This window comes from Microterricola pindariensis, assembly GCF_002936985.1.
Lineage (GTDB): Bacteria > Actinomycetota > Actinomycetes > Actinomycetales > Microbacteriaceae > Microterricola > Microterricola pindariensis.
The window spans coordinates 1-26582 of the sequence record NZ_MPZN01000011.1 but is presented as its reverse complement, the minus strand read 5'-3'; the positions used below and the strand labels follow the sequence as shown (position 1 = coordinate 26582).

Here is a 26582-nt window from a genome sequence, read left to right as displayed (position 1 = left end):
TCCCTCATGGTCGATTCGCCTCGGATGCCCGCCCCCTCCTGGGCCAGCTCAGACGCAGTGCGGGCCTCGATGCGCGGCAACCGCAGCCGCGACACCGCCCCCGAGCTGGCGGTGCGCCACCTGCTGCACGCAGAGGGCCGCCGCTACCGGGTGAACTACCGGCCGGTGGCGGGGCTGCGCCGCACCGCGGATGTCGTCTTCACCCGCGCCCGGGTGGCGGTCTTCATCGACGGCTGCTTCTGGCACGGCTGCCCGCTGCACTACCAGGCGCCGGTCGCGCATCGCGACTATTGGGAGGCGAAGGCCGCCGGCAACCGGGCCCGCGACGCCGACACGGCGGAGCGGTTGACGGCCGCCGGCTGGACGGTGCTGCGGTTCTGGGAGCACGAGGAGCCGGCATCCGTCGTGGCGGCGATCGACGTCGTGTTGGACGCCGCCCCGGCCGGGCGCGCCTAGACCAGGCTCGCGGCGAGCGGGCCGACCACGGCCGCCAGGGCGGGACGGAGCGCCGCGGGCACCAGCAGGCGCTCGGTGCCGTCGTCTGCGCTCCGGGCCTCGAACACCCCGGCCCGGCTCAGCTGGTGCAGCACGAGCGACGCGGCGAAGGACGCCGTGGCGTTGGCCTCGAAGTCCAGCTCCGCATCGACCAGCTCCGCGATCTGCGCGCTGCCGGCCGCCGGCAGGGCCTCGGGGCAGATGGCGCCGGCGAGCACGGCGATGATCCGCGTGAGCGTCTGGGCGGTCGTCGGCGCCTCGTTCTCTGCCTCGCTGTCGAGCCACTCCTGCACGTAGTTGTCGATCAGCTCGGTGCGCGCGGCGAGGCGCTCCGTGGCATCCGCCGCCTGCCACTGCGCGGCCGTCGGGCCCGGGCGCACGGTGGTGGCGGTGACCTCGGTGATGCCGGACTGGGCGAGCGCCGCCCACCAGGCGCTGAGGTCGCTGAGGTCCCACATCGAGCCGGCCTGGCGCGGTTCGGCCTCGGGGGCGAAGGCGCCCGGGGTTCCGGCCGTCGCCATCTCGTAGAGGTGGTGGGCGAGGTCGGTGTTCTCCGCGCCGGGCTGGCCGACGGCGTTGATGCCGATCAGGGCGGCCACGGTCTGGATGTCGGCAAGCTGCAGCGCCCCCGTGCGCAGGATGGGGCGGCCGCGGCCGATCCACGCCAACAGGCCGTCGACGCCCCGCACGATGGGCAGCGCGTCCAGAGCCTGCAGCTGCTGCGCCGGGGGCACCTGCTCGACCTCGGCGAGGGCATCCAGCAGCAGTCCGACCATCTCGCCGACGGGGGTGTACTCGGCGATCGCGTCGTCGAGCACGTCGTAGGCGGCGTCGAAATCGGCATCCGAGGCCCGCCAGCTCCGGGTCTCGCTGAGGAAGTCCAGGTAGTGCTCGAGCACCTCGACGAGCGCCTCGACGCGGTCGCGGAGGTCGAGCTCGTCTTCGTCGGTCGCGTCCAGATCGGCGCGGGCCGTCTCGGCAGGCGCGGTTCCGTCGCGGCCGAGCTCGATGACGTAGTCGAGGAGCGCGTGCAGGGTGCGCGCGGTCGGCGTGGCCAGCGTCATCCGCGGCCCGAGGGTGCGCGTCATCTCCATCAGCACGCCGAGCGTGCCGTGCATCGACTCGAGGGAGCCGTGCGATTCCGCGTCGTCGATCTCGGTCAGGTGCCGGGTGTACCAGGTGGCGAACTGGGCGAGCAGGCGCGCCTCCGCCGTCGACGGCGTCTCGCGCGCGCCGCGGTGGGCCTGGCCGCTCGGGCTGGCCGGGCGCGAGGGGCGTGACTTCGGGCCGGTGGAGCGCGACTTCTTCTGTTGCGACATGGGACTGATCATTTCTCTGCGGATGCCGGGCGCACGTGTTTTCCACGATACCGGCAGTGATTGCGTGCTGGCGCATGGCTGCGCCGAGTCGTGTCGGAGGCCCGGCGTAGCCTGCAGGCAACTCAATCGAACACGCTCGTGCCGGAGCGGAGAGAACGATGAAGGTGCTCGTGGCAACGAGCAAGAAGCAGGGGTCCCGGCCCAGCGACCTCATGGAGGGCGTCGAGGGCGAGCTCGTCTTCCTGGTGGAGCCGTGCCCAGACGGTCGCCGGTTCCCGTACGGGCCGTGTGACTGCGCCATCACCTTTCGCGGCTGTTTCAGCGATGGGGTCACCTCAACGGCGATGGTGCGCGATCTCGATGATGTGGGCTTCGGCGACCTCGTCCTGGCGCTCGCTGTCGCACACTACGGGCAGGCGTTGAACGGGTGCAGCTGCGACTTCGACCCGGTGGAACAAGCTGGCAGGCTGGTGGCGATCGCGGCCCCGCTGCGCGAGGGGCTCGTCGTGGAGCGCTGCGTCGACCACGTGCGGGTGCGGCGCTGATGCGGGGCTCCGATCGCTTGCCGCGGCCGCCCCCGCGGCGTACAGTGCCGATCGCCAGCCCACCGACGATCGGAGGCCATCATGCCTGCCACCGCGCTCCCCTCGAACGGCGATCAGCCCCGGCCCGATGCGGGGGCGAAGAGCTGCGACGCCAGTGGGATGGCCGAGATCCACCGCATGTTCCGGGCCGGGTTCGGGGAGGGAGACGCCCTCATCCGCGGCGTTCGGGAGGGCGACGCGGAGCACGCCGAGCGTGTCGGGCAGCACCTGGCGAATCTCTCGACGGGGCTGCACGGTCACCACGAGGGCGAGGACACCCTGCTGTGGGGCCGGCTGGAGGAACGCGCGCCCGCGTGCACGGTGTACGTCGAGCGGATGCGGCGGCAGCACGCCGAGATGCTGGTGCACCTGAGCGCGCTCGACGCGGCGCTGCCGCGCTGGCGGGCCAGCGGGCGGGCGGCGGATGCGGCGGCTGTCAGCGTCGCCCTGACCGGGGTCAACGCGGCGCTCGCCGTGCACATGCCCGATGAGGAGACGACCGTCGTTCCCGTGATGGAGCACGTGCTCGCGCAAGACGAGGTGGAGGCGCTCGCCGAGCACGGGCGCAGATCCGCTCCGAAGGGCGCCATGTTCACGACGCTCGGCATGATCCTCGCCGCCCAGCCGGACGGCGGCGCCGAGTGGCAGCGCAAGCACCTGCCGGCGCCCGCGCGCCTCGTCTGGCGCACGGTCGGCGCCCGCAAGTACGCGCGCTACCGCGCGTCGCTCGTGCAGTAGCGACGCGCGGTTGGGATCCGCGTCGGTCCGGTCGTTAGACGGACGCCGCGGCGTCCCGCTTCGGCAGCACCCAGCCGGGGCGCACGAAGTGGCAGGTGTAGCCGTTGGGGTACTTCTCCAGGTAGTCCTGGTGCTCCTCCTCCGCCTCCCAGAACGGGCCGGCCGGCGACACGGTGGTGACGACCTTGCCCGGCCAGAGGCCGGAGGCCTCGACATCGGCAGTGGTGTCGTGGGCGATGGCCTCCTGCTCGGGGGAGAGGGTGAAGATCGCGGAGCGGTAGCTGGTGCCGCGGTCGTTGCCCTGCCGGTTGGGCGTTGTCGGGTCGTGCACCTGGAAGAAGAACTCGAGCATCTCGCGGTAGCTGGTCACGCTCGGGTCGAAGACGATCTCGATCGCCTCGGCGTGAGTGCCGTGGTTGCGGTAGGTGGCGTTCGGCACGTCGCCGCCGCTGTAGCCGACCCGGGTGGAGATGACGCCGGGGCGCTTGCGGATCAGGTCCTGCATTCCCCAGAAGCAGCCGCCGGCGAGGATGGCGGTTTCGGTTGCGGCGGTCATGACTGCTCCTTGCTCTGTGAATCTGTGGATGGTGCGGATGGATCGAACAGGCCGCGGTATTCACCGTACCCCTGCTGCTCGAGCTCGGCGACGGGCACGAAACGCAGCGCCGCGGAGTTCATGCAGTAGCGGAGGCCGCCGGCATCCGCCGGGCCGTCATCGAACACGTGCCCGAGGTGGCTGTCGGCGCTGCTGGAGCGCACCTCGGTGCGCTTCATGAACAGGGCGCGGTCGGTCTTCGTGGTCACCGCGGCCGGCTCGATCGGCCGGGTGAAGCTCGGCCAGCCGGTGCCGCTGTCGTACTTGTCGGTGGACGAGAACAGCGGCTGCCCGGAGACGACATCAACGTAGATGCCGGGATCGTGGTTGTTCCAATACGCGTTGTGGAAGGCGGGCTCTGTGCCGTCCTTCTGCGTCACCAAGTGCTGCGCGTGGGTGAGATGGGCGAGCGACTCTGGTGTCTTGCGGTACTCGGTGGACACTGTGTTCCTCCTGGTGGTGAGTCGGCGCCGCTGGCCGCGACGTCACAGTAGAGAACGGATGCCGCGGCGGCGGTGTTCCCGCAAGGCTGTGCCCCGGCTGTGAGTTCGGGGGCGCCCGCGGCCCCGGCGGCGGCCGACTGCGGCTACCACGCCGTGAGTTTGGTCGGCGTCATCCGGATGACGGCGCTGTACTGCGCGGCCATGCCCGACATGTCGAGGCTCAGGCCGGCCAGGCCGCGGCTGTACTTCGCCGCGTACTCCGCGCCGATGCGGTCGACCCAGGCGCTGGTGGGCTCGGGTGATACGGCGGCGGTGCCCGCCAGCACGGTGAGGTGTTCGCCGCCGCGGCCGGCCTCCAGGTGCGCGAGCACCTTCTCGTTGCCGCGGACGTTGCGCACCTTGACCGCGTGCGGCTCGCTGAGCACCAGCAGCTCGCCCTCCCACCAGAGGAACCACACCGGCACCGCGTGCGGGAACCCGGTGTCGCGGATGCTGGTGAACCACGCGATCTGCTCGCTCTGCAGTCGGGCGAGGGCCCGGGCCTGCACGTCGTCGGCCGGGTCGAGGGTGAACGCGGGCTGTCCTGTCGAAGCGGTCACGGGGGAGTCCTTCCACACAGGGGTGATGGGTGGCCACACGCTAGCACGCCGGGTTGGCTTCGATCGCAGGCTCCGGCCGAGCGCACGCGGTCGCGGGCTTCCGACGAACGCAGCGTCCCGGACGGTTTCCGAGGGCCCCGCGAACGGGGGTGCGCGGGCTGCCGGGAAAGCTCGAGGCGTGCGGCAGACTGAGGGCATTCCGGCGGGGCAGGGGCCGGGGAGCACGACAACGACGTCGATCGCGTGCCAGTCGCGCACGAGCAGGGGGACCATCATGGAGACACCGACTGCGGGTTGGTACCCGGACCCGGCCGATGCCACGGCCCTGCGCTGGTGGGACGGCCTGGGCTGGACAGAGTATGCGAAGCCAGGAGCGCTCGCGGCGCCCACAGCGCCCGCGGCGCCCCTGGCGCCAGCCGTTCCGGCGCCGCAGCAGTTTCCCCAGTACTCGTCGATGCCGGCGAGCTACGCGACGGCTCCCGGCACCCTGCGTGAGCAGACGATCGTCTACCCGCCCGCGAAGCTCAGCCGCACGGAAGCCGATCGCGCGGTCCGCCGAAACAACGGCTTCGGCTATGCCGGACTGGCGCTCGCACTCTTCGGGCTGATCTTCAATCCGCTGGCGATTCCGAGCGTTCTCGGGATCATCTTCGGGTCGATGGGCCTGGTGCGCGCGCGGGCGCTGGAGGGGCAGGGAGTCACGAAGCAGACGGGTCTCGGCTTCTCCATCGCCGCGCTCATCCTGGGGATTCTCGGCCTGATCCGCCAGATAACGGTTCTGGCGGCTGCCCTGATGGGCTCAGGCGCCTAGCTGACGCAGGCGCCTAGCCGACGCACACGCCGGACGACACCGGCTCGGCCAGGCCGGGCGCAGCTGCGGCCACCGGGGCCAGCTCGCTGAGGGTCAGCGCGTAGGCGATGTCGCCGACGACGGCGGACTTCGCGAAGACGACGCCGACCACGTCGCCGCTCTGGTCGAGCAGCGGCCCGCCCGAGTTGCCCTGCTGGATCTCGACCGACAGGGCGTACACCTCGCGGCCGAAGCTGCCGTCGGTGCGCGGGATGCTCGTCACCTCGGCGACGGTCGCGGCCTGCGAGCGGAACGGCCCGCCGAGCGGATAGCCCTGCACAGCCGTGCCGGCTCCCCGCGACAGCGCACTGCCGAGGTCGAGCGGGGCGGCATCCAGCCCGTCGGCGGCGAGCACGGCCAGGTCGGTCGCGGCGTCGTAGTAGACGACGCGGGCGGTCTTCGGCTGCTCGCCGGGCGCCTCGATCACGGCCTCCTCCACACCGGCAACGACGTGCGCGTTGGTGACGACACGGTCATCCGACACGACGAAGCCGCTGCCGACCAGGCTGATTCCGCAGGCGGGGGCGGTGCCGGTGATGCGCACGACGGATGCCGCGGCGGCGGTCAACGCGGGCGAGCCGGCGTCGACATCTGCGGCGGTCGGCAGGTTCTCCGGCGGCGCGATCGTGTCGATCACCCAGGGCAGCGCGTCGTTCATGGCGGAGGTGCGCACGCCGGCGAGGAAGGAGCGCACCGGGTCGGGCGTCATCCGGTCGATGGAACCGAGGGTCGCGCTGCCGGCGATGGCCTGCGTGACGGGCGGAACGCCCATGCTGGCGACGCCGCCCGCCACCGTGCCGAGCACGAGGGCGGTGGCGACGAGGCTGAGCGCGAATCCGGCAATGCGGTCGAGCACGCTCAACTTGATGACCTTCATGCCGCGGCCAAGCAGGCCGCCGACGAGCGAGCCGAGCGCGTTGCCCACGATCAACAGCAGGATGCCGCTACCGATCACGATCGCCGCGCGCCACTCGGGTGCGGGGGCCCACGCCGAGATCTGCGGCAGCAGCAGGTAGGCGGCGACGCCGCCGGCGATCAACCCGAGCGCGCCGAACGCGCTGCGGAACAGGCCGGCGCGCCAGCCGGAGAGCGCGGCGCCGAGCAGAATCAGGCCCACCACGATGTCGAGGATGAGCGAGCTCGTCACGCGGTCTCCTTTTAAAGAACGGACGGCCGGATGCCGCAGGGACTACTACTCTGCGGCATCCGACCATCGCCCAGCTGGGAAAGCGCCGGGTGCTCAGCAGGTGATGCGGTAGCCGCGGTGGCCGTACAGCGGGGACCCGGGCGAATCGTCGCAGCGCTGCGCGCTCGGGGTGGCGCGCAGCGACTCCACGCCGGGCGAGTGGCTGCCGTGCGCCCAGCGCGGGTGGTAGTGCTCGCTCGCGGCCGGGAGCGGTTCGTTCGACAGGCTGTCGCAGAGACCTGCAGGGGCTTGGGCGAGTACGTAGTCGGGGGCGCTGCAGAGCGAGGTGATGCGCAGCGGCACCGCGGCCACGCCCGTCGTGTCCTGCTCGTCGTCGGGGCCGCCGGCCGGCGCAAAGCCGGTCAGGATCGCGATCGCGGCGAGTGTCGTCGCGGCCAGCAGCGGGGTACGGATGTTCATGATGACCTTCTTCCACGGCCTTCTGGTGAGGTCGAGCAGTTCCAACGCTAGGAATCGTGCAACCGCCGCACATGACAGTGATTGCCCCTCTTGTCCGCGCCCGGCGGGCCGCCGCATAGTCAAAATCGCCCATGCCGGCGCGCCGGCTCGGGCGTATCGTGGAGGGATGCGCACGTGGCGCTCTCCACCGCTGCCGCCGAGATGGACGAGCTCCGCTCAGCCGCTCTTCGTCGCCCGGCGCGAGGAGCTCGCCTGGATCGACGAGGCCTGGGCGGACGCGCTCCGGGGTTCGGCCGGCGCGCTCTTCCTCAGCGGAGACGCCGGGTCCGGCAAGTCTCGGCTTGTCGCCGAGGCCTGCACACGGCTGCACGCGCGCGGCGCGGCGGTGCTCTCCGGCGCCTGCATCCAGGAGCTCAGCGCCGCCTTCGAACCGCTCGACCAGGTGGTGCGCCAGCTGCTCGCCGGGCTGGACGACGAGCAGCCGGATGCCGCAACCGGCACCGTCCGACTGCTGCGCGAGGTGTTCGACCGCTCCCCGGCGAGGGAACGCGATGAACAGGACGCGGCCCCGGATGTCGGCCAGATGCGCCTCTACGACGGCGTCGTCGAACTGCTCGGCGCGGCATCCGACGCCCGCCCCCTCGTGATCGCGATCGACGACCTGCACTGGGCCGAGCCGACCGCGATCCGCCTGCTCGCCCACCTCGTGCGCCGCACCGTGGAGCGCGCCGACGGTGCCCGGGTGCTGATCCTCGGCACGCTGCGGGCCGGTCCGTTGGAACGCTCCGAGGCCCTCGGCGGGATGCTGGCCGAGCTGCAGAGCAGCGACGCCGTGCGCACGCGCGAGCTCGCGCCGCTGAACCCGGGCGAGATCGCCGACTACCTCGCCGCGCAGTTGGCGCAGCCCTCGGCCGGGCTCGGCCACTCGGCCGGCACGCTGTACGCGCTCACCGGCGGCAATCCCTTCCTGCTGCGCGAGAGCTGGCGGGCCGTCGTCGAGGCGGAGACGGGAACCGCCGGGCAGCCGATCGCGGTGCCGCAGAGCATCGGCGAACTGTTCCAGTCGCGGCTGGCCCGCTTCGACGAGCAGCAGCGCACCGTGCTGGCGCTGGCCGCCGTGCTCGGGCTGGAACCGGACCTCGGCGAGCTGCTGGCAGTCAGCGCCGCCCCACCCGCCGTGCCCCGGCCGCTCGTGTTCCGCACCGTCGAGCTGGCGGTGAGCCTCGGCCTGCTGGAGGCCCCGCGGGGCCGGGACGGGCGCTACCGTTTCGTGCACGCGATCGCCCGGCAGCTCGTGCTGGAGGCGGCCGGTCCCACGGGGGTGCCTGCCCTGCACGCGCGCATCGCCCAGACCCTGGAACGGCAGTTCCCGGCCGCGCCGCACCGGGTGCAGCGCCTGGCCCACCATTACTCGGCGGCGCGCAGCCTGGGCTTCGGCGACCGGGCCGTGAGCTACCTGATCCGGGCCAGCGAGCTGGCCGACCAGCGGCTGGCCCATGAGGATGCCGGGCGCTTGTTCGAGCGCGCGGCCGAATGCACCTCGGATGCCGCCGAGCGCGACAGCCTGCGCGTGCAGGCCGCCAGGCGCTGGATCGCCGCCACCGACTTCGCACACGCCCGCGAGCTCTGCGAGCAGGTCATCGAGCTGGCCGCGCCGCGCACCCGCGTGCTCGCGGCGATCGAGTTCGAGGAGGCCAGCTGGAAGCCCGGGCTGCCCGGGCACCGCGCCGTCGACATTCTCACGGCCGCGCTCGGCGGCATCCCTCCCGACGACGGCGACCCGCTGCGCATCGAGGCGCTCGGCGCGCTCTCGCGCGCGATCGCCTTCACCGGCGACATCGACGCGGCCGAGGCGCTGGTCGAGCGGGCTATCGCGCTGGCCCGGCGTAGCACCGACCCGACCGTGCTCCCGCAGGTGCTGCGCGCCAGCATCACGCAGTCGCTGCGCCCGCAGGGCCTCGCCGCCCGCCGGGAGCGGGCCCGCGAGCTGGTGGCCCTCGGCCAACGCCCACACAGCGATGCGCTCGGAGCCGGCGCCAACTTCCTGAGTGTCAGTGGCTACGTGCTCGGCGACGGGCAGGGCATGCTCGCCGCCGAGGAGCGCGTCGCCGACTGTGCCAGGCATTGGGGCGGCTACTGGCAGTACTGGGCGGTCTGCGCCCGTTTCGGCCGGATGTACATCGCGGGCCGGCTCACGGATGCCGCAGCGCTCTGCGCGCAGCTTGCCGGCGTGGAACTGGGCTTCCGCTCCGATCTGAGCCTCGGGGTCAATGCCCTGCAGAGCTACATGGTGCGCCGCGAGCGCGGGCGGCTCGACTTCGTGCGGGGCCTCGTCACCGGGGAGGAATCGCCGACCTCGCGGTGGGCGCCCGGCCTGTTGGCGCTGTACTGCGAGCTGGAGATGCGGGAGCCGGCCCGGCGACTGCTGCGCTGGCTGCTCGAGCGGGAGGCGGCGCCGGCCCGCAGGGCGGCCGGCGCGCGCGCATCCGGCCAGTGGCCCGCCCAGCTGCTCTTCATGGTGGAGGCGGCGCTCTGGCTGGGGGATCGGCGGGCGGCGGCCGAGCTGCGCCCGCTGCTCGCCGAGTACGAGGGACTGAACGTCATGTCGGGCTACTACGTCGCCATCTTCGGCAGCGCCGACCGCTACCTGGGGCAGCTGGACGCCCTCTGCGCCGTCGGCGACCCCGGCGCCCGCTTTGAAGCGGCCCTCGCCCTCGACGAGCGCACCGGCGCCCCGCTGCACGCGGCCTACACGCTGGCCGCGACGGCCCGGTTCCTGCGGCAATACGAGCCGCACTCACCGCGGGCGGCCGCGCTCGCCGAGCGGGCCGAGGCCATCGCGAGACCGGCGGGCCTGGTCCGCGTGCTGCGGATGCTGCAGCCGGGTGGGCCGGGGGAGCAGGCGGCATCCGCGGGTCACCGCCCCGACGGGCTCACCGCCCGGGAACTGGAGGTGATCGCCCTGCTTGCCGACGGGCGCAGCAACCGGCAGATCGCCGGCGCGCTCGTCATCAGTGAGCACACCGCGGCGAACCACGTGCGCAGCATCCTGGTCAAGATCGGGGCCAACAACCGCACCCAGGCGGCCAAGTACGCCAGGGAGAACCGGCTGGCCTAGCGGGACCGCGGCTCAGCCCGGTGGGTTCAGCCGGGAGAGCTCAGCCGGGTGTGCTCAACCGACGGCGGCCAGCTGGCCGCTCGGCATCATGCGTCCGTCGACCTCGGTGATGACATCGGCCGGCAGCCCGGCCAGCCGCGCCGCATCGAGGATGGCCTCGACGGAGGGCGCCTCGTAGAGGCAGTAACTCTTGCGCCGGTCAACCGAGAGGAAGGAGTAGAGCCAACGCACCTCGGCGTCGTCGTTGATGAGCACAATGTCTGGAGCGGCGTCGAGCGGAACGGGAACGTCTTCGGCGTAGCTGCGTTCGATGATGAAGTACGGCATGGAGCCTCCTCGAACAGTAGTTTCGAGGCTACTCCGAGGGGCGCTCGATTTCGAGTGCTGCGCCGCCCACCCCGCTGGTTGGGCCGCCCACCCCGTCGATTGAGCCTGTCGAAATCACTCCGGAGAGGTTTCGACAGGCTCAACCAGCGGGAGCGCTGCTACTTGGCGGGGTACGTGTAGAAGCCCTCGCCGGTCGACATGCCGAGCTTGCCCTGGTCGATGTAGCGCTCCTTGATCAGCGCGGCGAACTCGCGCTGCTTCGGGCCGCCGTTGGCGCTGACGTTGTAGGCGGTGGTGAGGCCGACCATGTCGTAGATCTGGAACGGGCCCATCGGGGCGCCGGTGCTGATGCGCCAGGTGTTGTCGATGTCGACGGGCTCCGCGATGCCGTCGACCAGCAGCTCGCCGGCCGCGCTGAGGAACGGCACGAGCAGCGAGTTGAGCAGGTAGCCGGCCTTCTCCTTCTTGATCTCGACCGGCACCATGCCGATCTCGGCGCCGAATTCGAGCACGGTCTGCACGACGGCCGGGTCGGTGGCGGGCGTGCCCATGACCTCGGCGATGTTGTGCACCCAGATGCGGTTGGCGAAGTGCATGGCGAGGAAGCGCTCCGGGCGGCCGGTGAAGCCGACCATGTCGCTCGGCAGCAGGGTCGAGGAGTTGGTGGCGAAGATCGTCTTGGCCGGGGCCAGCTCGGCCAGCTTGGCGTAGGTGTCGCGCTTGATCTCGAGGTTCTCCGGCACGGCCTCGATCACGATGTCGGCGTCGGCGACGGCCTCGGCCAGGTTCGAGCTCAGCGTCAGGTTGCGCAGGGCCGCGTCGGCCTTCTCGTCTGCGGCGCCGGCCACCTCGGCCTTGTAGGTCTCGGCGAGCCCGGCGAAGCGCTTCGCGGCGGCCTCGATGGCCGCATCATTGATGTCGTAGGCGGTCACCGCGAAGCCGCTGTAGGCGGCCTGGTAGGCGATCTGGGAGCCGAGAACGCCGGTTCCCAGCACGGTGACGGTGCGAATGTCAGACATGTGTATCTTCCTTACTTTGCTGAGCTAGACGGAGTCGTGCAGCTCGGATGCGCTGGTGGCATTGTGTGCCGGCGCGGGGTGAAGGTAGCCACGTGAGATCACGTCTACCTGGCTCAGGATGCCGGCGAGCTCGTGCTCGACCGACACGTCGGTGTGCGTCGCCTGGATGGACGCGAACAGCAGCACGGCGTAGATGGCGCGGGCGGCGGGCGCGGCATCCGGCGCCGGCAGGGCGGGCTGCCCGGGGGAGCCCGCGTGCTGCAGCGCCCAGCCGGTGGCGAGCACCTCGGCCACGCGCTGCTGCAGCCGATCCATCAGCTGCAGCGCCTCGGTGCGATACGGCTCGTGCGAGCTGCCGAACAGCATCGCCTGGCCATAGGCCGCGGTGTTCTCATCGTTCAGGCGACCGAAATGCACGATCGGGGTGAGCAGCGCGGCGAGCCGCTCGGCGACCTGCCCGGCCGGCGGCAGGTGCAGCTCGGCGTACTCGAGGGCGCGGCGGTAGCGCTGGTTGTGCACCATGAGGAGCAGCTCGGACTTGCTCAAGGCGTAGCGAAACACGGTGCCGGCGGCGACGTCGGCCCGCTCCGCGATCTGCTGGGTGGTGACGGCGGCGTAGCCGTGCTCGGCGAAGAGGGCGTCGGCGGCGTCGAAGATGCGCTGCTGCTTGTCGCTCTTGTTGCGCTCGCGGCGGCCGGCCGGGTTCGGTTCAGGGGCTGTTGGCATCGCTGCACCACCTCGCTCGACTGCGCGGGTCTCTCGCCCGCATCCGCTAAAAACTGAGTGAACTCATTTATGATTGTACTCCTTTTTGCGGATGCCGCGGCGGCTCGCCCGCGAGCCGCGCATCCCGGCATCCACTCGCCAGAAAACGTCCCAAAATCGGAGTTTTGGGACGTTTTCTGGCGAGTCGATTGCGCTCGCGGCGCGCAGACGGCGAAGAGACGGCGGTGCGGGGCGTGCACTCGCCGCACGCCCCGCACCGCCGCATCTGCCGCGCTCAGTACCCCATGTAGGCGCGCTGGTTGGCGCGGTCTGCCAGCCACAGCCAGCGCCGGACGGCGTCGCCGGACTGGCTGCTCGCCGCGTCGACGGCCTCGGCCCGGATCGACAGCAGGCGCCGGGGGTCGAGGGCTGGTTGGGCGTCCAGCTCCTGCATGAGGCCGATGAACGACTCCGCTGCAGCGGCGCCGCCCACGCGAGATGCGACATCCGTTGCGACGAACTGCTCCCAGGTGAGCGAGGGGTCGTAGCTGAAGCGGCCGAATGCCAGGTAGCTCAGTTCCGTCGAGACGTGGAACGGCGATGGCTCGCCCCACACGGTGAGCCCCTGCATGTTGACCTCGGCGGCCTTCTGGGCGAGTTCGGCGAAGACCGGCGCGTTGAACGCATAGCGCTCGGTGCGTTCGTCGCCGTTCCACTGGCAGGCGAACTGGCTTCGGATGACGTTGTTCGTCGTCGGGAGTGCTGCGATGTGTTCGGGCGTCAACTCGCTCTTCGCCCGGTCCCAGTAGCCGCGATTGAAGGTGTGCTGATAGATCCCGCCGACCGGCAGCGACTCCAGCGGCGCGTGCGCCGCGGGGTCGAGCAGGTTGTCCCACTGCAGCTCGCAGTACAGCCAGAGGTCGTCGCCAGCGGAGCGGGCTGCGTCGAAGAGGCGAGGGAAGTTGTCAGCCATGTCGGCGTGCGACCAGAACTCGGCATCGTCGTCACGCCGGCTCGCCGCCTCTCGCTCGCCGCGCCGGGCCACGCAGCGCGGGCAGCCGCACACCCCGTAATCCCCGCCCTCGATGTTGATGCCGCCGGGGTCGACGGTCTCGACGAGCCAGGAGAGGGCGTCCGCCATCCACTCGATGTTCGCTGGCTCGGAGGGGCAGGCCGTCCGGGTGTAGTCGCTGCGCGGGAAGTTGAGCGGGAAGCTGAGGTCTTGCAGCTGGAAGCCGACCCCGCGCTCCATGTCTGCCGCGAAGCCGGGGTTCTTGTTGAGCCAGGTTGCCAGGTTGTACTGGTTGTTCCCTTCCCAGTAGACACCGCCGTATGCCCCGATTGCGACGCCGGGCAGAATGCGCACACCGCGCTCCTTGGCGTAGCGGGTGAGCTCCTGCGCGGCCTCGACCCCGCCGTGTGAATCTCGGAAGAAGCCATAGATCACGATGGCCGCGATCTGGTTCTGGCTGCAGAAGTCCACCATTCGCTTGTAGTCCTTGAGGAAGCCGCCCGGCGGCTTGCCGTACGGGTTGAACACCCCGATCTCTTGGTGGCCGATCTGATTGAGTTCCCAGTTGGTTGAGTGGTCCCAGGTCCAGAAGGTGCGGTAGGCCAGCTTCGGCCGGCGCTCGAGGCTGGTCACGGGAACGCGGACGCCGCCCGGCTCTGATACGCCGAGGCGCTGCACGAGCTCCTCGACGCCGTAGATCACGCCGGAGTACGGACCGCCCAGGACGCGGATCCGCGGCGCCGCGGCCGCATCCACTTCGATCCGGAATGCGCCCTCCGGCAGGGCGGGGCTTGCACGCAGCTCGACCGTCGGCATCGTGTCGGGCACAGGCGCTCCCGCCGGTGCCGGGATCCACTCCAGCTGGGGCCACTGCTCGGCCAGGCGCGATGCGGCGTGCGGGTGCTGATCCGCGCCGAGCACGGTAACTCGACCGCTCACGGTGGTGTGACTACGTTGTGACATCAATCGTCTCCTCGAAATGGCCGGGAATCCGGCAAAACAGATCGATCGGTAGAGCGAACGGTTGATGGATATGTAATATAGCCGACACTATGAATGAAAGCCAGCCTTCTTCACCGCTCGCGAACAACATCCGAACGTGGCGCGAGCGGCGGGGGATGAGTGTCTCCGCCCTCGCCCGCGAAGCCGGCATCTCCAAGTCGACGGTGTCGGAGCTGGAGCGCGGCAACGGCAACCCCTCGCTCGACACCCTGTGGGCCCTGGCGAAGACGCTCCACGTCTCGCTCGGTGGGTTGTTCATCGGGCAGGCCGGCGTCGGTGAGACGGAGTTCAAGCGCCTGGTCGAGGCTCCTGTGATTGCCAGGGAGGGCGATGCCTTCATCGCCCAGCTCATGGCGGGCTGGCGGAACTCGGGCGAGGTGGAGGTGTCGATCGTCACGCTCGCGGCCAACGCCCACCGTGATTCGCGCGGCAATGCGCCCGGCGTGGTTGAGCGCGTGATCTGCGTGGAGGGTCTCGTGGAGGTTGGCCCGGATGGCGCGGCGGTGCTGCTCGCGCCCGGCGACATGCTGACGTTCAGGGCTGATCAGGCGCACCTCTACCACGCGCGTGAGAACGGCGGCAGGCTCGTCGTCATCCAGCAGTACCCCAGCGCCGTCTGAGGTCGTGCCGGCCGATTCGTTTACGCGAACGTAACAAGGATTCGGCAAAAGGCCATTGACCAGACATCCAACGTCTGCTTAGCTAATCTCGTTCGGTAGAGCGAACGGTGTGTAAGTAGAACGAACGAAGATGTTAGTCAATTGGAGACTGCTATGGATTCCGGCTTCCCCCCGGCGGAACACAGCGCGGGCATCATGCCCGTCATTGAAACCCGCGGCATCACGAAGAGCTTTGGCCATGTCCAGGCGCTCCGTGGAGCGTCGCTTCGTGCCTACCCCGGCGAGGTCCTAGCGCTCATCGGCGACAACGGTGCAGGTAAGTCGACCCTCTCGAATGTGATCGCCGGAGTGCACTCCGCGGATGCCGGCGAGCTCATCCTGCGCGGTGAGAGCGTCAACGTGAGCTCGGTGCGTCACGCCCGCGAACTCGGCATCGAGATCGTCTACCAAGACCTCGCACAGGCGCCGGACCTCTCCGTCGTCCAGAACTTCTTCTTCGGCCGCGAGCTGCTCGTCAAGGGTCCCGGCCGTCTCATCGGCCAGGTGGACGAGGCGGCGATGCGCGAGCGTACCAAGGAGGCCATGAGCCTGCTCGGCGCTCAGGTCCCCTCCCTGACCGCCCCCGTTAGCGCCCTCTCCGGCGGCCAGCGCCAGGCCATCGCGGTGGCCCGCGCCGTGATGTGGGCGACGGCCGCGATCGTCATGGATGAGCCGACCGCTGCGCTCGGAACCAAGCAGACGAAGATGGTCTACGACGCGGTGCGTGCGGCCGCCGACCGCGACCTCGCCGTCATCTTCGTCTCCCACGACATTCCCAAGATGCTCGACTTCGCCGACCGCATCGCGATCATGCGGCACGGCCAGGTCGTCGCCCAGATGCCGACGGCCGGGCTTCAGCTCGTCGACGTGCTCACGACCATGCTCTCTGCCCAGGCAGACGCCTCAGAAGGAGAAGCCGCATGACCCAGACCCAGACACCCCCGGGCGCTGTCACCTTCGACAGCAGCGAACCGAGCGCGACGCGTCGGGTCGTGACGTCGACGGCGTTCATGATCGCCATCGTCGTGACCGTCCTCATCCTCCTCTTCGGCGTGCTCTCGCCGAACGGCGTCTTCCTGAGCGCCGGCAACTTCCGCAACCTCGCGCTGGACTCTGCGCAACTGATCCTGCTCGCGGTCGGCATGACGTTCCTCGTCGGGGCCGGTGAACTCGACCTCTCGATCGGCGCGAACGTCATTCTCTCCTCCGTCGTGGCCGCGAAGGTGATCACCTTCGTCGGCGGCACCCCGGAAGAGATCCTGGCCGGCGACTACAGCAACGCCGCGACGGCGATCCTTCTCGGCTTCCTCGCCGCGGTCGTCACCGGGGTTCTCTTCGGAATCGTGAACGCCGCGCTGGTCAACATGTTGCGGGTGAGCTCCTTCATCGTGACGCTCGCCATGATGAGCGCCGGTAGCGGCATCGCCTACATCGTGACCGGCGGCATCAACGTGAGCTCTCTTCCGCGCGAGATGCAGAAGGGCTTCGGCTCTGCCGACCTCTTCGGCATCATCCCGATTCCGGCCGTCATCGCCGTCGTGATCGGGCTTGTCGCCTGGTTCGCGATGACGAAGCTCCGGTTCGGCGTGCACACCCTCGGCATGGGCTCCTCGCTGCGGGCGGCCGAACGCGCCGGCATCAACATCCGCCGTCAGCGCGTCAAACTCTTCGTCATCATGGGCGGCATCGCCGGACTCGTCGGCTTCATCGACATCTCGCGCTTCCTCACCACCAACATCCAGGGGCACCAGGGCGACGCGCTGGCCGCCATCGCCGCAGTCGTCATCGGCGGTACGAGCCTCTTCGGCGGCCGGGCCTCGATCCTCGGCTCCATGATCGCGGCGATCATCCCGGCGATCCTCATCAACGGCCTCGTCATCATGCGCGTCGGCTCGTTCTACCAGCTGGTCGTCACCGGCGTCATCCTGCTCATCGCCGTCGGCATCGACCAGCGCCGCAGGGCCCAGAGCAAGTAGCGGCGACCAGCCGCATCGCATCCGACCCACACGGCACACCGCTCGCGAGAGCACCTCGCGGTCGGTGCTGCCTGCACGCACCATCAGCCACCCAGCAGCACATCTAACAAGGAGGAACAGTGTCTCGCAATATGAAACTCATCAGCCGCGGAAGCGTCATCGGTGCCGCATCCGTCATCGCACTCGCTCTCACCTCATGCAGCGCGGCAGGTACAACGCCCGACGCGGGAGGAGCCGACGACGCCAAGCCGACCGTCGCCTTCGTGGCCGCCCAGATGACAGCAACCTACTTCCAGGTCATGCAGTGCGGCGCCGAGGCTGCCGCAGACAAGTACGGCGTCGACCTCGACTGGCAGGGTGACGCCAACTGGGATCTGCAGACCCAGACCCCGCTCATCAACGCGGCGGTGCAGGGATCGCCGGCCGGCCTCGTGCTGGTTCCGACCGACCCGGTGGGCTTGATCGAGACAGTCGAGAACATCGCGGGCGACGGGATTCCGGTCATCACCGTCGATGGCAGCCTCGACGAGCCGGTCGAGATGCAGAACATCCGCACCGACAACCTGAGCGCCGGCGCACTCGCCGCTGACGCCCTCGCCGCGGCGATCGGCGAGAAGGGCACGGTCCTCGTGATCGCATCCTTCCCCGGTGTCGCAGCGAACGCCGAGCGCGTCGACGGCTTTGCCGAGCGCATGGCCGAGGCCTACCCGAATGTCACCGTTCTGCCGACCGAGTACTCCGAGGCCGACCAGGCCAAGGCCTCGCAGAAGGCTGCAGCCGCGATCACGAACCCCGATCTCGTCGGCATCTACACGACGCTCGCCCCGGCCTCCGCCGGTGCCTCGGCCGCGATCCAGGCCGCCAACAAGTCCGGTGTGGTCAAGCTCGTCGCCTATGACGCCGATCCCTCGCAGGTCGCCGACCTCAAGGCCGGCATCTACGACGCACTGGTGGCGCAGGACCCGTACGGTCTCGGCTACGACTCCGTCGAGCGCATCGCCAAGATCGTCGACGGAAGCCTCGACCCCGCCTCGCTGGAGTACCAGGAGTACGTGACCGCGTTCATCATCGACCGCGACAACGTCGACAGCGATGAGGCCCAGCGCTACATCTACGTGCCGACCTGCTGACCCAGCACAACACACACCACCAACACGCAACCCACCAGCGGCACTGAGAGAGACGACGCAGCATGACTGACAACGGCCACCCGCACACAACGCAGAATCGCGACGGCGTGCGAGTGGCCGTTGTCGGTGCCGGCCAGTTCGGCGAGCTCCACGCGGATGCGTACCGGGCGAACCCCGACTGCCGCCTCGTCGCCATCGTCGACCGCAACCTCGAACGGGCACGAGCGGTGGCTGCGCGCACCGGGGCACCGGCGGCGTACGCCTCGATCGAGGAGCTGCTCGCGAACGAGCAGGTCGACGGCGTCTCGATCGCCACCGCCGGCGCCCATCACCTCGCCCCGACCATCGCGGCCCTGCGCGCGGGGGCGAGCGTGCTGCTCGAGAAGCCCGTCGTGCTGCGTGCCGACGAGGCGATCACGCTGGCGGATGCCGCAGGCCAGGCGGCCGGCTTCGTTCTGCCGGCACACATCCTGCGCTTCGCCGCGCCCTACCGCGAGCTCGCCAACCGGCTCGCAGCGGGCGCCGTCGGCACACCCCGCGCGCTCTCCTTCCGCCGTCACCGCACCATCGAGCACGACAGCCTCTTCCCCGACGTGCACCCCGTGTTGATGACGATGGTGCACGACATCGACCTGGCGCTCTGGCTCGACGGCTCGAGGCCGACATCCGTCACCGCGCGCCAACTGCGCATCGCCGGGCGCGCGCAGCCAGCCGTCGTCTGGGCGGAGGTGAAGACCGACTCGGGGTCGATCTGGTCCTTCCAGGTGTCCTGGTCGCTCGCCGGTGCCGGCGGCCTGCCCGACGCGCTCGAGGTGATCGGCGACAGCGGTGCGCTCTCACTCTCGCTCGGCGCCCGCGTCTCCGACTTCGGCCCGTCAGCCGCGGCCGTGGACGACACGCTGACGCCGGGCGGCAGCCACGGCGCACTGGGTGAGGAGGTCCGTGCCTTCGTCGACGCGATCCGTTTCGGTATCGCGCCCGCCGGCCCGACACTCGGCGAGGCCATCGATGGCCTCGCGCTTGCACACCGCATCATCCAGGCGGCGGAGTCCGGCGCGACCGGGCCTGAGCCACACGGCGAAGGGTGCCCCGCATGAGCGGCCGCTTCGACGCCCACATCCACCTCTTCGAAACCGGCTACCACGGCACGCGCGAGTCGGGCGCTGAACTCGCCGACTATGAGGCGCTGCGGGCCGTGCACGGCATCGACGATGCCCTCGTCGTCGGCTACGAGGGCCAGCCGCGCTTCCACGGCAACAACGAGTACGTGCTCGGGCTGGGGCGGGAGCTTGGTTGGGTGACGCCGCTCCTTCACCTCGACCCGGAGCGCCCGCTTTCGATCGCCGCCGCCGAGGCAGCCCTGGACGCCGGCGCGGCCGGTTTCAGCATCTACCTCGGTGACGACGGCGCGCTCATCGACGCCTTCAGCGACGAGCTCTGGAGCCTGCTCGGCGCCCGGACGGCCCTGCTCAGCGTCAACGCCACCCCCGAGGGGCTGCGCGGCGCGTCCGAGCGCATCCGCGCGCTGGACACCGTGCGGGTGCTGATCAGCCACCTGGGTCTCCCGGGGGCGACGGCGGGCCGGGCCGACCAGAACGCGGCCCTGCTCGCCCTGCACACGGCCGAGTCGGTCACCGTGAAGTTCTCCGGTTTGTACGCGATCGACCCCGTCGCGCCGCACCACGGCGCGCGGGACACGGCGCTGGCCGTGCTCGACTCCTTCGGGGCCGCGCGGATGCTCTGGGGATCCGACTTCGCGCCCGGGCTCGACACGGTGCGCGCTGAGGAGCTATTCGCCGTCCCCGCGTGGCTGGCCGAGCAACTCACTCCCGCCGAGAGCGCCCAGATTCTCGGCGGCACCCTGCGAACCCTCTGCGGCAAGGACACCCCATGAACCGCTTCTGCTACACCTTCGAACTGCTGCCAGGCACGATCGCACTCTACGAGCAGGAACATGATCAGGTCTGGCCGGGGGTCGTCGACGCGATGCGCGCCGCCGGCATCCAGGACTACTCCCTCTTCCGCCGCGGTCACACCGTGATCGCATGGGGGCAGAGCACGCGCCCGCTCGACGAGGCCTTCGCCGAACTCGATGCAGACCCGGCGAACCGTCGCTGGAGCGCGCATATCCGCCGCCTCATGCACGACCCACTCGACGAGAACGGCGAGCTGTTCTTCGCGCCGGAGATCTGGCGGATGCCGTGATCCGGCCCGCCCTCGGCGCCGCCCGTCTCTGACGGCCCCCATTCACTGCCCGCAACACATCAACGTGAGGAACAACATGGAACGCTCCGGCGATCGGCCGCTGCTGGACCGAGACAGCTTCATCAATCTCGAGGCTGAGTCCTATCTCTACACCGGAGCGCACTCACCGGCGCTCGCCCGCGTCGAACGGGCCATCGTCGGCTCCTACCGGGCCAAGAGCATGGGGGAGGGCGGCCGCGAGGTGCTCTTCGCCGCCGAGGACCAGACCCGGCGGAGCATCGCGGAGCTGACTCATCGCTCGGCGAGCGAGGTCGCGCTGCTCGGCGACGCCTCGACCGCGTGGAGCGCCGTCGCCAACGGCTGGGACTGGAAGCCGGGCGACAACATCGTCGTGAATGAGTACGAACACCCCGCGGTCTTCGCGCCCTGGCTCCGGCTGCGCCAGTTCGGGCTCGAGGTGCGGGTCGTACCCCGCGCCGCCGACTGGGAGATGCCGACGGCCTCGCTGGAGGCCGCGTGTGACGAGCGCACCGTCGCCATCGCCGTGAGCCACGTGGGCTATGTGAACGGCCTCCGCCATGACCTGGACGGCATCGGCCGGTTCGCCCGCGCCGCCGGCATCCCGCTCCTCGTCGATGTCTCGCACTCCCTGGGCGTCGTCGACATGGACCTGCAGCACGCCGCGATCACCATCAGCGCTTCCTACAAGTGGACCCTCGGCCCCTACGGCGTCGGCGTCGTGATCTGGAATCAGGAGCTGCTGCCCGACTTCCGCCCCGGCAACGTCGGCTGGCGCTCCCTCGGCAACATCTTCACCGAGGACCGTTTCGAGGAACTGGACTGGAACGTCGATGCGACACGGTTCCAGATGGGCGCTCCCGCGCTCGCGGACATCGCCGGGCTCGGTGCGGGCATCGACACCATCCTCGAGCTCGGCATCGACAAGGTCGAGGCGCACGCTCTCGCCCTCGTCGCGGAGGCCCGCGCGGCGCTCGTCGAACTCGGCGCAGACGTGATCACCCCGGCAGACCCGGCACGCTCGGCCGGGAACTTGGCGTTCCTGCACCCGGCCGGCGAGCGATTCGCCGCGCGGCTGGCCGAGCGCGGCGTGCTGGTGTGGGGTGGGGACGGCCGCGTGCGCGCCTCCTTCCACGTGATGAACAGCCGGGAGGACGTCGGCCGCCTCGTCGACGGCGTTGCCGCGACGATCCACGAATTCGAGACGACGGGAGTCTGAACCATGACCGCAACGACGACGACACACACCGAGCTGATCGACGGCTATCTCGACGCCGGGCGCGACGAGCTCATTGAGCTCGTGGAGCAGCTCATCGCCATCGACAGCCAGATCCCGCCGCACGCCGACGAGCGCGCGATCGTCGCGTTCCTGAGCGAGCGGCTGACCGAGTTCGGCCTCGGAGAGCTCAGCGTGATCGGGCCGTCGGACGAACGCCCCAGCCTGTTCCTGCGGATGCGCGGGAGCGGCGGCGGGCGCACACTGATGCTGAACGGGCACACCGACACGAAGCCGGTCGGCGAGGCGCGGGGGCTCTGGACCACCGAGCCGCTGGATGCGACGCACCGAGACGGCAACATCTACGGCCTCGGCGCGACCGACATGAAGGCCGCCGTGGCGGCGATGATCTTCGCCGCCCGCGCCATCAAGGAGACGGGCACACCGCTGCGCGGCGACCTGGTCATCGGCATGATCGCCGATGAGGAGGCAGGCGCCCAGCTCGGGGCCAAGTACGTCGCGCCCTTCGTCCAGGACGTCGATGCGATCCTGATTGGCGAGCCGAGCGGCTGGGAGCACGATTGGCAGGGCATCCACCTCGTCTCGCGCGGCGTGTGCTGCTTCCGGGTCATCGTCACGGGAACGCAGATGCACTCGAGCCTCTCCGACCGGATGCCTTCGGTGAACGCCTCGCTCAAACTGGCCGAGCTGATGACCAGGATCGGATCAGAACTCCAGCTGCCGTTCACGGCGCACCCGCTCGGTGGCGTCGGCCCCACGCTGAACACCGGCGTCATGCTCGACGGCGGCACCTTCTTCGGCGTGGTCCCGGGGCGGGCCGAGTTCGCCTGTGACCTGCGCACCGTCCCCGGCATGACCAAGCAACAGGTCGCCGAGGGCATCGAGCGCTGGCTGGAGGGGTGCCGGGCCGCCGATCCCGAACTCGTCGTCGAGTACAGCTTCGAGCCGGGTCTCGACTGGATCCCATGGAGCGAGATGGATGCAGAACACCCTCTCGTCGCCGCCACCCAGGCCGCCGCCCGCGACGTGCTGGGCGAGGCGCCGCCGCTGGCGGTGTTCCCCGGTGGAACAGACGCTCCCTGGTACTCGGAGCTCGGCATCCCCACGCTGCCCTCCTTCGGGCCGGGTGTGCTCACCTGCGCCCACGGCCCGAACGAGTACGTGAGCGTCGAGAGCGTGCACCAGGCTGCCCGCATGTACGCGCGCATCGCCGTCGATTTCTGTGGCTAGAGCCACACCACCCCACGCGAGGAGAGAATCATGACCATGAAACCGTTGTTCACCGCGGAGGCCCCGGCACCCGGCGGTGCCTACTCCCAAGCCATGCTGGCCGGCGACTACATCTTCACGGCCGGGCAGGTCGGCCTGAACCCCCAGACCGGCGAGACCCCGGCCGACTTCCGCGAGGAAGTCCGACAGGCGCTGGCCAACTTGAGGAGTGTGCTCGCCGAGGGCGGGGCCGACTTCAACGACGTCGTGCGCACGATGTGCCTGCTCACCGACATCGGCAATTTCGCCGTCTTCAATGAGGAGTATGCCGCGGCGTTCGGTGAGCACCGCCCGGCGCGCAGCACCTTCGGCATTGCGCTCGCCGGTGGTTTCACCGTTGAGATCGAGGCGATCGCCTACACCGGCGAGCGCTGACAAACGCTTGGTGGCGGGGTCGGCACCTGCCACCCCGCCACTTCTTAGAGGTACCCGCTCAAACGGCCGTGCAGGGCGGTGCTGCGCTCGTCCAGGCCGGTGAAGCTGACGGATGCGGAATGCTCGGCGTACTTCTGCTGCACCGCGTCGAGCACGGCGACCGTCGAGGCATCCCAGATCTGCGCCTCGGTGAAGTCGACCGTGACCTCAGCCGGATCGGCGCCGTAGCTGAACTGTTCGACCAGGTCGTTGGAGCTGCCGAAGAACAGCGGGCCGCTCACCGTGTAGTGCGCGCGGCTGCAATCGGCGTCGAGCGAGCGCCGCACCGTCACCACGTGCGCAACCCGCCGGGCGAACAGCACCATCGCCAGGACCGCGCCGGCCGCCACCCCGATGGCGAGGTTCTGTGTCACGACGACGATGAGCACGGTGGCCAGCATGACGAGGGTCTCCGGCAGCGGCATCCGGCGCAGCGTGGCCGGGGCGACGCTGTGCCAGTTGACCGTCTTGACGGCGACGATCATCATCACGGCGGCCAGCGCCACCATCGGGATCTGCGCCATCAGGCCGCTCAACGCGGTGACGAGCACCAGCAGGGTGACGCCGGCGACGAGGGTGGAGATGCGGGTGCGGGCCCGGCCCAGCTTCACATTCACGACGGTCTGCCCGATCATGGCGCATCCGGCGATGCCGCCCCAGAGCCCGGCCAGGATGTTCGAGATGCCGAGCGCCCAGGACTCGCGGCCCTTGTTCGAGCGGGTGTCGGTCATGTCATCGACGAGCTTCGCGGTGAGCAGTGTCTCCATCAGCCCGACGAAGGCGACGCTGAGCGCGGTCGGCCAGATCAGGGCGAGCGTGTCCAGGTTCAGCGGCACGGCGAGCTCGGTGAGGCCGGGCAGTGCGCCGCCGATTGCGCCCTCGTCGCCGACGGTCGGCACCGACAGGTGGGCGATGATCGTGATCGCGGTCACGGTGACGATCGCCACCAGCGGGGCGGGGACGGCCGTCGTGATGCGGGGCAGCCCGAGCACGATCAGCACCGTCAGGGCGAACAGCGGGTAGACCAGCCAGGGAACGTCGAGCAGGTGCGGCACCTGGGCGACGAAGATGAGGATGCCGAGGGCGTTCACGAAGCCGAGCATCACCGAGCGCGGGATGAAGCGCATGATCCGGGCGAGGCCCGAGACGCCGAACAGGATCTGCACGATTCCGGCCAGGATCACGGTGGGCAGCAGGTACTCGACGCCGTGCTCCTTGACGAGCGGGCCCACCACGAGGGCGACGGCGCCGGCCGCGGCGGTGACCATCGCCGGGCGGCCGCCGAGGAACGACATCGATATCACCAGCACGACGGATGCCAGCAGGCTGACCTGCGGGTCGACGCCGGCGATCACCGAGAAGGAGATGATCTCGGGAATCAGCGCCAGCGTCGTGACGACGCCGGCCAGCACCTCCACGCTGAGCGCGCGCGGGTTGCGGAGCACCTCGCGCACGGTCTGCGGAGCGGCGGCGGGGCTGCCTGATGCGTGTGTGGTGGGGGGATTCGGCACGCGTTCCAGCGTAGGCGCTCGGCTCCGGCTCTCCGGCGAGCTCTCCTCGGGGTGCGGGCTGTGGTTCTTGGGGGCTGTTGTGCACAGGCCGGGCGGATGCCGCAGTTCTCCACCGTCTCGAGAGCGCCCGGTCAGGCATCGCCTCGGGCGCGCAGCATGGGGGAATGAGCGCGCACGAAGCCGATGAGCTGCAACAGATCCCCCTCGATAGCGACGCCGCCGTGCAGGAGCGGGTGGAGTTGTTGATCGGGGTCGCCTGCCGAAGACAGTGGTGGATGCTTCTGCTGGATGATGCCGGGCGACAGCTGCCGATCATCATCCCGATGGCGGACTACCCGACCACCCCGAACGGCGGTGCCGCCGAGACCCTCGCCGAGCGCATCGGCGACACGGTCGAGCTCAGCGGCGCGGCCCAGGTCGTCTTCGTCTGGGAGCGTCCGGGCGGCCGGCGCCTCACCCATCTGGACCGCAGCTGGGCCAGGGCGCTCGGCGCCAGCTGCGCGGCCGCGGGCATCGCGGTGCGCGCCCAGCTGATCAGTCACGACCGCGGCGTGCGCTGGGTGGCCCCCGATGACCTCCTCTGAGCGGCAGCGGCCACTCGCTCCGGCGTAAAAGGCTGGCCCGCCACAAGCGCACCGGCTATGGTGAATCCGATTCCCGGCTTCGATCACATCGCCCACCGGCCAGCGGATGGAGGGCAGTCGAGCATGACCCCCGCAGCGCGAGAGCCCCGTCTGCTGCTGCGCGTGCTGCTGCTCACCGTCGTCGCGGGCCTGCTGCTCGCCTTCGTCAGCGATGCCGCAACGCTGGTGCGGCGGCTGGAGGCCGGCGCGGCCGAGCAGCGCGGCGAACCGGCGTTCTACGACCACCCCGCCACCGTGCGTTCTGCGGCACCGGGAACCCTTGTGCGCAGCGAGGAACTGGCGAGCGCGCCGGACGGGATGCGCGGCTGGCGCGTGCTGTACCACTCGACCGACCGGGCCGGCGCCGACATCCTCGTCTCCGGGATCATCGCGGCCCCCGACACCGCCTCACCGCCGGCCGGGCGAACGGTCGTGGCATGGGGTCATCCGACGACGGGCACAGCCCCGCGCTGCGCCCCCTCAAGTGGAATCGACCCCTTCGACGTGATCGAGGGCCTGCGCGACCTCGTGCACGCCGGCTATGTCGTCGCGGCCAGCGACTATTCCGGCATGGGCTCGGCCGGGCCGGCATCCTTCCTCATCGGAACGACGGAAGGGCACAACGTGTTGGACTCCGCCCGGGCTGCCAGGCAGCTTGTCGCGGCCGGTGCAAGCGACAGGCTCGCGCTCTGGGGTCATTCGCAAGGCGGCCACGCTGCGCTGTTCGCCGCCCAACTCGCCGCGAGCTATGCGCCGGAGCTGCGCCTGCAGGCTGTGGCCGTCGCTGCCCCGGCGACCGAGCTCGGGGGCCTGTTGACCGCGGATATCGGCGACGTGTCAGGGGTGACGATCGGCGCGTATGCCTTCGACGCATACTCGGCCGCCTATGCGGCCAGCCGGCCAGGCCTCCGACTCGAGGCGATCCTGACACCGGCGGGTGTCGCCGCGCTCCCGGAGATGGCCGCGCTGTGCCTGCTCGGCCAGAACTCTGCCCTGCACGTCATCGCCCGCCCCCTGATCGGCGGGTTCCTCGCGCACGACCCCACCACGACGGAGCCGTGGGCCTCGCTCCTCGCCGAGAACACCCCGGGCGCCGCGGCCATGCCCGTTCCGCTCTTCGTCGCCCAA

The 26582-nt window shown here is 70.2% G+C and carries 28 protein-coding genes; 17 read left to right on the top strand and 11 right to left on the bottom strand.

Annotation, left to right across the window (positions count from 1 at the left end):
• The first annotated feature begins 6 nt into the window (after positions 1–6).
• Positions 7–456 carry a very short patch repair endonuclease gene (locus GY24_RS05190; RefSeq protein ID WP_233279205.1) on the top strand — a complete coding sequence of 150 codons (450 nt, stop codon included), beginning with the start codon at positions 7–9 and terminating at the stop codon, positions 454–456.
• Here GY24_RS05190 and GY24_RS05185 read toward each other — a convergent pair.
• The gene (locus GY24_RS05185; RefSeq protein WP_104474679.1) at positions 453–1814 is read right to left on the bottom strand and encodes a hypothetical protein; all 1362 of its coding nucleotides are present in this window, start codon (positions 1812–1814) and stop codon (positions 453–455) included. The genes GY24_RS05190 and GY24_RS05185 overlap by 4 nt on opposite strands.
• 158 nt (positions 1815–1972) lie before the next feature.
• Between GY24_RS05185 and GY24_RS05180 the strand changes: the two genes are divergently transcribed.
• On the top strand, positions 1973–2359 hold the full coding sequence (locus GY24_RS05180; protein WP_104474678.1) for a DUF7715 family protein: 387 nt from the start codon (positions 1973–1975) through the stop codon (positions 2357–2359).
• Between the two features lie 81 nt (positions 2360–2440).
• Entirely contained in the window at positions 2441–3136 is a 696-nt protein-coding gene (locus GY24_RS05175; protein ID WP_104474677.1) for a hemerythrin domain-containing protein, read from the top strand.
• A 34-nt stretch (positions 3137–3170) separates the two neighbouring features.
• Here the strand turns inward: GY24_RS05175 and msrA are convergent, their stop codons facing one another.
• The 3 genes from msrA to GY24_RS17615 all read right to left on the bottom strand — a co-directional run bounded on the left by msrA (position 3171) and on the right by GY24_RS17615 (position 4773).
• Positions 3171–3692, bottom strand: a complete 522-nt coding sequence (gene msrA / locus GY24_RS05170; RefSeq protein ID WP_104474676.1) for a peptide-methionine (S)-S-oxide reductase MsrA — start codon at positions 3690–3692, stop codon at positions 3171–3173.
• Positions 3689–4174 carry a peptide-methionine (R)-S-oxide reductase MsrB gene (gene msrB, locus GY24_RS05165; protein ID WP_104474675.1) on the bottom strand — a complete coding sequence of 162 codons (486 nt, stop codon included), beginning with the start codon at positions 4172–4174 and terminating at the stop codon, positions 3689–3691. Before msrB ends, msrA begins: the two co-directional genes overlap by 4 nt.
• A 143-nt stretch (positions 4175–4317) precedes the next feature.
• Entirely contained in the window at positions 4318–4773 is a 456-nt protein-coding gene (locus tag GY24_RS17615; RefSeq protein WP_161498689.1) for a pyridoxamine 5'-phosphate oxidase family protein, read from the bottom strand.
• Between the two features lie 274 nt (positions 4774–5047).
• Between GY24_RS17615 and GY24_RS05155 the strand changes: the two genes are divergently transcribed.
• On the top strand, positions 5048–5584 hold the full coding sequence (locus GY24_RS05155; RefSeq protein WP_104474673.1) for a DUF2510 domain-containing protein: 537 nt from the start codon (positions 5048–5050) through the stop codon (positions 5582–5584).
• Between the two features lie 13 nt (positions 5585–5597).
• On the opposite strand, the gene GY24_RS05150 is transcribed toward GY24_RS05155, so the two are convergent.
• Positions 5598–6770: a MarP family serine protease gene (locus GY24_RS05150; protein WP_104474672.1), complete on the bottom strand. Its 1173-nt coding sequence runs from the start codon at positions 6768–6770 to the stop codon at positions 5598–5600.
• Between the two features lie 93 nt (positions 6771–6863).
• Positions 6864–7229 carry a hypothetical protein gene (locus GY24_RS17455; RefSeq protein ID WP_161498688.1) on the bottom strand — a complete coding sequence of 122 codons (366 nt, stop codon included), beginning with the start codon at positions 7227–7229 and terminating at the stop codon, positions 6864–6866.
• Positions 7230–7395: 166 nt separating this feature from the next.
• Between GY24_RS17455 and GY24_RS18190 the strand changes: the two genes are divergently transcribed.
• Complete coding sequence (locus GY24_RS18190) at positions 7396–10347, top strand: ATP-binding protein (protein WP_161498687.1); 2952 nt, start codon at positions 7396–7398, stop codon at positions 10345–10347.
• A 54-nt stretch (positions 10348–10401) separates the two neighbouring features.
• Here GY24_RS18190 and GY24_RS05140 read toward each other — a convergent pair whose 3' ends face one another.
• The 4 genes from GY24_RS05140 to GY24_RS05125 all read right to left on the bottom strand — a co-directional run bounded on the left by GY24_RS05140 (position 10402) and on the right by GY24_RS05125 (position 14373).
• Entirely contained in the window at positions 10402–10674 is a 273-nt protein-coding gene (locus tag GY24_RS05140; RefSeq protein WP_083364716.1) for a DUF4242 domain-containing protein, read from the bottom strand.
• 158 nt (positions 10675–10832) lie between these two features.
• Positions 10833–11693, bottom strand: coding sequence for a 3-hydroxyacyl-CoA dehydrogenase (locus tag GY24_RS05135; RefSeq protein ID WP_104474670.1), 861 nt, complete (start codon positions 11691–11693; stop codon positions 10833–10835).
• Positions 11694–11717: 24 nt separating this feature from the next.
• Entirely contained in the window at positions 11718–12419 is a 702-nt protein-coding gene (locus GY24_RS05130; RefSeq protein WP_104474669.1) for a TetR/AcrR family transcriptional regulator, read from the bottom strand.
• 274 nt (positions 12420–12693) lie between these two features.
• A complete protein-coding gene (locus GY24_RS05125) occupies positions 12694–14373 on the bottom strand; it encodes a hypothetical protein (protein ID WP_133161119.1) in 1680 nt (559 codons plus the stop codon).
• A gap of 89 nt (positions 14374–14462) precedes the next feature.
• Between GY24_RS05125 and GY24_RS05120 the strand changes: the two genes are divergently transcribed.
• The 10 genes from GY24_RS05120 to GY24_RS05075 all read left to right on the top strand — a co-directional run bounded on the left by GY24_RS05120 (position 14463) and on the right by GY24_RS05075 (position 23281).
• Complete coding sequence (locus GY24_RS05120) at positions 14463–15032, top strand: helix-turn-helix domain-containing protein (protein WP_104474667.1); 570 nt, start codon at positions 14463–14465, stop codon at positions 15030–15032.
• A 153-nt stretch (positions 15033–15185) separates the two neighbouring features.
• The gene (locus GY24_RS05115; protein ID WP_202972907.1) at positions 15186–15995 is read left to right on the top strand and encodes an ATP-binding cassette domain-containing protein; all 810 of its coding nucleotides are present in this window, start codon (positions 15186–15188) and stop codon (positions 15993–15995) included.
• The gene (locus GY24_RS05110; protein ID WP_067228514.1) at positions 15992–17047 is read left to right on the top strand and encodes an ABC transporter permease; all 1056 of its coding nucleotides are present in this window, start codon (positions 15992–15994) and stop codon (positions 17045–17047) included. The genes GY24_RS05115 and GY24_RS05110 overlap by 4 nt, the downstream gene beginning before the upstream one ends.
• Positions 17048–17178: 131 nt before the next feature.
• Positions 17179–18177 carry a substrate-binding domain-containing protein gene (locus GY24_RS05105; protein WP_104474666.1) on the top strand — a complete coding sequence of 333 codons (999 nt, stop codon included), beginning with the start codon at positions 17179–17181 and terminating at the stop codon, positions 18175–18177.
• 62 nt (positions 18178–18239) lie between these two features.
• A complete protein-coding gene (locus tag GY24_RS05100) occupies positions 18240–19274 on the top strand; it encodes a Gfo/Idh/MocA family protein (protein WP_104474665.1) in 1035 nt (344 codons plus the stop codon).
• The gene (locus GY24_RS05095; RefSeq protein WP_104474664.1) at positions 19271–20071 is read left to right on the top strand and encodes an amidohydrolase family protein; all 801 of its coding nucleotides are present in this window, start codon (positions 19271–19273) and stop codon (positions 20069–20071) included. Before GY24_RS05100 ends, GY24_RS05095 begins: the two co-directional genes overlap by 4 nt.
• The gene (locus GY24_RS05090) at positions 20068–20382 is read left to right on the top strand and encodes an L-rhamnose mutarotase (protein WP_104474663.1); all 315 of its coding nucleotides are present in this window, start codon (positions 20068–20070) and stop codon (positions 20380–20382) included. The genes GY24_RS05095 and GY24_RS05090 overlap by 4 nt, the downstream gene beginning before the upstream one ends.
• A gap of 76 nt (positions 20383–20458) precedes the next feature.
• Positions 20459–21619: an aminotransferase class V-fold PLP-dependent enzyme gene (locus GY24_RS05085; protein WP_161498686.1), complete on the top strand. Its 1161-nt coding sequence runs from the start codon at positions 20459–20461 to the stop codon at positions 21617–21619.
• Between the two features lie 3 nt (positions 21620–21622).
• Positions 21623–22867: a M20 family metallopeptidase gene (locus tag GY24_RS05080; protein WP_104474661.1), complete on the top strand. Its 1245-nt coding sequence runs from the start codon at positions 21623–21625 to the stop codon at positions 22865–22867.
• Positions 22868–22897: 30 nt separating this feature from the next.
• Positions 22898–23281 (top strand): RidA family protein, encoded by a 384-nt coding sequence (locus tag GY24_RS05075; RefSeq protein ID WP_104474660.1) that lies wholly within the window; start codon positions 22898–22900, stop codon positions 23279–23281.
• Positions 23282–23325: 44 nt separating this feature from the next.
• On the opposite strand, the gene GY24_RS05070 is transcribed toward GY24_RS05075, so the two are convergent.
• Complete coding sequence (locus GY24_RS05070) at positions 23326–24831, bottom strand: SulP family inorganic anion transporter (protein ID WP_104474659.1); 1506 nt, start codon at positions 24829–24831, stop codon at positions 23326–23328.
• 164 nt (positions 24832–24995) lie between these two features.
• Between GY24_RS05070 and GY24_RS05065 the strand changes: the two genes are divergently transcribed.
• Positions 24996–25415 (top strand): hypothetical protein, encoded by a 420-nt coding sequence (locus tag GY24_RS05065; RefSeq protein ID WP_104474658.1) that lies wholly within the window; start codon positions 24996–24998, stop codon positions 25413–25415.
• Between the two features lie 123 nt (positions 25416–25538).
• Positions 25539–26582, top strand: a 1044-nt coding sequence (locus GY24_RS05060; protein ID WP_104474657.1) for a lipase family protein, incomplete at its 3' end; no start/stop codon positions are given.

What these genes read in the sequence shown, in the direction of transcription:
- GY24_RS05190 (WP_233279205.1), top strand. Translation starts at nt 7, where the DNA reads ATGGTCGATTCGCCTCGGATGCCCGCCCCCTCCTGGGCCAGCTCAGAC.
- GY24_RS05185 (WP_104474679.1), bottom strand. Translation starts at nt 1,814, where the DNA reads ATGTCGCAACAGAAGAAGTCGCGCTCCACCGGCCCGAAGTCACGCCCC.
- GY24_RS05180 (WP_104474678.1), top strand. Translation starts at nt 1,973, where the DNA reads ATGAAGGTGCTCGTGGCAACGAGCAAGAAGCAGGGGTCCCGGCCCAGC.
- GY24_RS05175 (WP_104474677.1), top strand. Translation starts at nt 2,441, where the DNA reads ATGCCTGCCACCGCGCTCCCCTCGAACGGCGATCAGCCCCGGCCCGAT.
- msrA (WP_104474676.1), bottom strand. Translation starts at nt 3,692, where the DNA reads ATGACCGCCGCAACCGAAACCGCCATCCTCGCCGGCGGCTGCTTCTGG.
- GY24_RS05155 (WP_104474673.1), top strand. Translation starts at nt 5,048, where the DNA reads ATGGAGACACCGACTGCGGGTTGGTACCCGGACCCGGCCGATGCCACG.
- GY24_RS17455 (WP_161498688.1), bottom strand. Translation starts at nt 7,229, where the DNA reads ATGAACATCCGTACCCCGCTGCTGGCCGCGACGACACTCGCCGCGATC.
- GY24_RS18190 (WP_161498687.1), top strand. Translation starts at nt 7,396, where the DNA reads ATGCGCACGTGGCGCTCTCCACCGCTGCCGCCGAGATGGACGAGCTCC.
- GY24_RS05140 (WP_083364716.1), bottom strand. Translation starts at nt 10,674, where the DNA reads ATGCCGTACTTCATCATCGAACGCAGCTACGCCGAAGACGTTCCCGTT.
- GY24_RS05135 (WP_104474670.1), bottom strand. Translation starts at nt 11,693, where the DNA reads ATGTCTGACATTCGCACCGTCACCGTGCTGGGAACCGGCGTTCTCGGC.
- GY24_RS05130 (WP_104474669.1), bottom strand. Translation starts at nt 12,419, where the DNA reads ATGCCAACAGCCCCTGAACCGAACCCGGCCGGCCGCCGCGAGCGCAAC.
- GY24_RS05125 (WP_133161119.1), bottom strand. Translation starts at nt 14,373, where the DNA reads ATGTCACAACGTAGTCACACCACCGTGAGCGGTCGAGTTACCGTGCTC.
- GY24_RS05120 (WP_104474667.1), top strand. Translation starts at nt 14,463, where the DNA reads ATGAATGAAAGCCAGCCTTCTTCACCGCTCGCGAACAACATCCGAACG.
- GY24_RS05115 (WP_202972907.1), top strand. Translation starts at nt 15,186, where the DNA reads ATGGATTCCGGCTTCCCCCCGGCGGAACACAGCGCGGGCATCATGCCC.
- GY24_RS05110 (WP_067228514.1), top strand. Translation starts at nt 15,992, where the DNA reads ATGACCCAGACCCAGACACCCCCGGGCGCTGTCACCTTCGACAGCAGC.
- GY24_RS05105 (WP_104474666.1), top strand. Translation starts at nt 17,179, where the DNA reads ATGAAACTCATCAGCCGCGGAAGCGTCATCGGTGCCGCATCCGTCATC.
- GY24_RS05100 (WP_104474665.1), top strand. Translation starts at nt 18,240, where the DNA reads ATGACTGACAACGGCCACCCGCACACAACGCAGAATCGCGACGGCGTG.
- GY24_RS05095 (WP_104474664.1), top strand. Translation starts at nt 19,271, where the DNA reads ATGAGCGGCCGCTTCGACGCCCACATCCACCTCTTCGAAACCGGCTAC.
- GY24_RS05090 (WP_104474663.1), top strand. Translation starts at nt 20,068, where the DNA reads ATGAACCGCTTCTGCTACACCTTCGAACTGCTGCCAGGCACGATCGCA.
- GY24_RS05085 (WP_161498686.1), top strand. Translation starts at nt 20,459, where the DNA reads ATGGAACGCTCCGGCGATCGGCCGCTGCTGGACCGAGACAGCTTCATC.
- GY24_RS05080 (WP_104474661.1), top strand. Translation starts at nt 21,623, where the DNA reads ATGACCGCAACGACGACGACACACACCGAGCTGATCGACGGCTATCTC.
- GY24_RS05075 (WP_104474660.1), top strand. Translation starts at nt 22,898, where the DNA reads ATGACCATGAAACCGTTGTTCACCGCGGAGGCCCCGGCACCCGGCGGT.
- GY24_RS05065 (WP_104474658.1), top strand. Translation starts at nt 24,996, where the DNA reads ATGAGCGCGCACGAAGCCGATGAGCTGCAACAGATCCCCCTCGATAGC.